The organism is Allotamlana fucoidanivorans, assembly GCF_006265225.1.
GTDB lineage: Bacteria > Bacteroidota > Bacteroidia > Flavobacteriales > Flavobacteriaceae > Allotamlana > Allotamlana fucoidanivorans.
Window position 1 is genome coordinate 1 of sequence record NZ_VDCS01000033.1, and the last position, 3,968, is coordinate 3,968.

A 3,968-nucleotide genomic window follows, 5' to 3' on the forward strand; every position below is an offset into this window, starting at 1 on the left:
TTCCTGTTGTAAGTTCGTCTAAAATTTTCAGTTTAAAAGGTTCTGAATACCGTCTGATTACTTTGTCATTTTTGTACATAATGTTTGAAATTATGTAGCCTTTATTCAGGACGGGTCAAAATTACTCACAACGGTCTAGTATATGAAAAGTAGCGGATTTTACTTACTGATTTTTCAGTTTTACAATGACCTCTAATTTATTAATTTTGTTTCGTGTGAACGATTAAACCGCTATTTTTTATATACGTTGTTGTAGCACGTATTTATTCTTTTCGTGTTCCTAATAAATATAAAACAATGCTCGGTCCTGATTTTACTTTACCAATTTCCCAATCATAATTTTCCGTTCCTTTCAAATTTTCAACAAGAGCGTTCATTTCTTTGATGGAATAAGTCCGTAATGAAGAAACAATTCCATCCCACAATACAAAAAGAGGCACAATTGGGATTAAATAAGTAAAAATAATCCGTCCGAATTTAAATGGTCTTATGAATGGCGTTACCAACAGAACACTTATTGGGGAAAATAGCATAGCCAAGATACTTGGAACACTTCTTTCCTGCCCTTCAAATATTGCAATTGAACTACCTGTGTCAATGGTATTTTGAAGGATTAGTTTTGCATCTTTTGGCTTAAAATGGTGCAATGATAAAAATTGAGTTCTCAATCCTTTTAATTCATCGGGTACATTTCTTGCATCAACTGGTTTTTCCACATACTCGAAATTGTTCGCTTTCTCTTTTGTGAATTTGAATGCTGGAATGTTGGGGTAAAAGTCCGTCAAGATTATTTTCAGGTCAGGTATTTCATTTTTCAATTCAGAGTTCAACCAAATAAGTCCGCCACCACCTCCTGAACCAAGGTCAATAATTTGATTCGTTTTACTCTTTAGCAACCCTTTTTCAATTATTGGGATAATTGGTTTGTACATTTTTGTCTTATTGGACAAAAACTGTAAAAAGTCAGTTCCGTAATTCCTTAAAAAAGTCGGAAACCATTTTTGGTCTTCAAACTCAAATAAATGTATTCTTCCCATTTTGCTATGGTTTGGTCATATGTGCTACAACGGTAACGTATAAGAATAGTAGCGGATTTTATACACTTACTTTTCGGTACATCACTGTCTTTTGATTTATAAATTTCATTTAGTTTTAGCGATTATACCGCTATTATTTTTATACAATGTTGTGTGGCGTTTTTTTATTTCCGATATCAAATTGAGAGTAAAATCATTGTCTTTCATTTTGCAAGCATAAAATTGTGGGTTACTAATTATTTTTTTCAATTCAGGAATATTCAAATCTTGCGAACAGTAATATCCTTCCACCAATCTTAATCTTTGATAAGGATTGAATTTACTTTTGATAATAGACTTTTCAATTAAACTTTGAAATGTCTCTGACTCAACAAACTTTACAGAATCTAAAATCCCTAAATCTTTTACAATAGGTATTACTTTTTTAATGAAGTCCAATGAAGGTAATTCATCAAGGATTTCTTCTCTATAGTTTCTTTTTACAACTCTTAATTCCCTTAAAAGGTTAATATCAGATTGATTTATTAAACCTTGCTCTTTTAGTCCGTTTAGTAGTTTTATAAATGAGAATTCAAAAATTCCATTCTCCGCATTTTTAAACACTAAATAATTCCTCAATCCAACAAAAAGACAATCGCAAAACCAAGCAAAACCTAAAGTAGTTTTCGGAACAGTCTTAATTATGTTAAAGTAATTCTCACAATCTTTAATGTCCTTTTTATAATCTGTCTTTGGATTGAAATGATTTATTATATCTTTAAATCTATCATTTGGGTCAATAATGATTTTTGATTCTTTTTGTAAATGCTTGATAAATAAACTACCATTTTTTGATAAATATTCAAGTTTTGAGTATGTGTAAAATGAGATAGACCAACCATCTTTATAATAGGTTTCTTTCAACTTCTCTAAAGTTTTAAAATTATTAGCCACAACTAATAAATCTCTATCGCTATATTTATCAAAATCTGCTCTCAATGAACTGCCGAAAACTGCAACACTATAATTTTTCATTTTACAAATCGATTTATTAAAACTGTTATTAAAAAACTTAAAAGAATGAAGCCTGAAAAGCCTTGCATTGTCAACATATACATTCCAAAATCAGTTTGGGGTTGAAATTGAGAATCTACTAATTGCGTCATTGCATCTGCTGTAAAAAAGATGTTTGCTATTGGGCTAATGTTCTCTGAATTGAAAGATGCGATTGCAAAGTCCTTTTCGTGAAATCCATATTCATTCCAATAATTTAAGTTGGTAAAGTAAAATACTCCATAAAGAACAAAGAAAGTTGCGATAAAACTTCTTAGTCTTAGGCCATAACCAAATATCCATCGATATAGAAAATTAGGAATATACTCAACTGCAAAAGTTTGAAAATTTATTTTATAAGGTTGGCTTTTAAAAAATTTACTTCTTGTCAGTCGACCTTCCCATTTCTGGAAATAATAATTGGCTATTCTTGCAAACTCAGATTGTTCTTCATCTCTTGAATTGTTTAATAGCTGTTGGAATAAGTGAACTGCCATATTAGACTTTTCAATGTCTTTCTTTTGGTAGTTATTTTTAAAACTTATAGGGTCTATATAGGTACGTTTAATTAGGATTTGATGTGTGTTTACGTTTTTGAATGTACATCTGTGAAATTGACAATTATCTAAAGTACTTCCAAAAAATAAACAGTCTTCGAAGTGACAAGAAGTGAAATCAATATTTTTTAGTTTTGTCTTTGCGAAACTGACATTTATAAATGTAATTGACTTTACTTTATAGCGAGGATGTTCATCGCTGTTTTTTAAGATATCTGGTTTATAGATTAAATCTCTAATAGTTCCTTCACTTGCTGAAACCATTTCTTTAAATTCCACTTCGGAATTTTTTCCAATTACTCTTGGTGTTCCACTAAGTTCAAAAAAACTATTTGACATTTCTTATTCTATTTCTTTTTTCAAATGACACACAACGGTTTTGGCTATGGTTTCGTTACGGAATGGTACGCGAGTATCATTCCGCCGTAACCATAAATTTAGCAAAAAGGCTTGAAATTCCGATTAGGAATTTCAGCCGTAATGAACTATAGCCGTTGTTAGCTGTAGTTTTTATTTCGGCTCGTTAAAATGATTTCCATCGTCTAACCATTCTCTATTTAAGCCAGTTTTTTCATTGAATTCCTTTTGTTCACTTTCCGTGGCATAGTCAATTACGAATTGTTGTCCGCCATCATCATAGTAGGTGTATTTCCCCTTTGTCTTTAGTTCGTCTGGTAAATAAGAAAACCTTTTAAAAAATGAATCAGCGATATAACCGACTTTTTGCAATTTCCATTTTTTACTGATGCCATTTACTTTAAAGTGAATCCATTCGTAATTTTCATCGTCAACTACAATAGAAATTTCTGTGTATTCAATTTCGCCATCAGTGATAGTTCCCATTCTTTTCATAAACCAGATATATTGTTCTGGTGAGTCTATAAATTCAAGGTCAAACCAAATGCATTTGTCACTAAAATTCAAGGTTGGAATTTTCGGACTTCTCCAGCCATAATAAAAATAGAGCCGAGAAAAGGGCTTTTCCTCTATTTGTTTCAGCCTTTCCTTTCGGATTTGGTCCCACATTGGTTCTCCATAGCCATCTGTCAAAATCATTTCTTTCGTAACGCCATCTGCGAATTCATACCCTAATGCTTTGAAAACTTCAATTTGCTTTTCGTAAGTAATATTGTCGGTTTTATTTGATTTAAAACCAAAGAAGCTTAAAATTCCCATAATTAATATCAGTGAGGTTTTCTTTATCATAAATTTGGTTCAAATGTCTAGTCCTGAAATATGGCTACAGGTTAAAAATTGATTTACGCTGTTTTTAAATATACCATATTTGGTGTTTTATAGTCTAAAGATACATGTAATCTAATTTGGTTGTATAGATTGATTG

4 protein-coding genes are annotated in these 3,968 nt (G+C 31.0%); all 4 read right to left on the reverse strand.

Annotated elements, in window-relative coordinates; translation table 11 throughout:
• Nucleotides 1–263: 263 nt before the first annotated feature.
• Nucleotides 264–1,037: a hypothetical protein gene (locus tag FGF67_RS16620; protein ID WP_139698880.1), complete on the reverse strand. Its 774-nt coding sequence runs from the start codon at nucleotides 1,035–1,037 to the stop codon at nucleotides 264–266.
• 105 nt (nucleotides 1,038–1,142) lie between these two features.
• Nucleotides 1,143–2,051 carry a nucleotidyltransferase domain-containing protein gene (locus FGF67_RS16625; protein ID WP_139698881.1) on the reverse strand — a complete coding sequence of 303 codons (909 nt, stop codon included), beginning with the start codon at nucleotides 2,049–2,051 and terminating at the stop codon, nucleotides 1,143–1,145.
• Nucleotides 2,048–2,965, reverse strand: a complete 918-nt coding sequence (locus FGF67_RS16630) for a pentapeptide repeat-containing protein (protein WP_139698882.1) — start codon at nucleotides 2,963–2,965, stop codon at nucleotides 2,048–2,050. The genes FGF67_RS16625 and FGF67_RS16630 overlap by 4 nt, the downstream gene beginning before the upstream one ends.
• Nucleotides 2,966–3,136: 171 nt before the next feature.
• Entirely contained in the window at nucleotides 3,137–3,832 is a 696-nt protein-coding gene (locus FGF67_RS16635) for a hypothetical protein (protein ID WP_139698883.1), read from the reverse strand.
• Nucleotides 3,833–3,968 lie beyond the last annotated feature (136 nt).

Coding starts and splice junctions, on each gene's coding strand:
- FGF67_RS16620 (WP_139698880.1), bottom strand. CDS start 1,037: ATGGGAAGAATACATTTATTTGAGTTTGAAGACCAAAAATGGTTTCCG.
- FGF67_RS16625 (WP_139698881.1), bottom strand. CDS start 2,051: ATGAAAAATTATAGTGTTGCAGTTTTCGGCAGTTCATTGAGAGCAGAT.
- FGF67_RS16630 (WP_139698882.1), bottom strand. CDS start 2,965: ATGTCAAATAGTTTTTTTGAACTTAGTGGAACACCAAGAGTAATTGGA.
- FGF67_RS16635 (WP_139698883.1), bottom strand. CDS start 3,832: ATGATAAAGAAAACCTCACTGATATTAATTATGGGAATTTTAAGCTTC.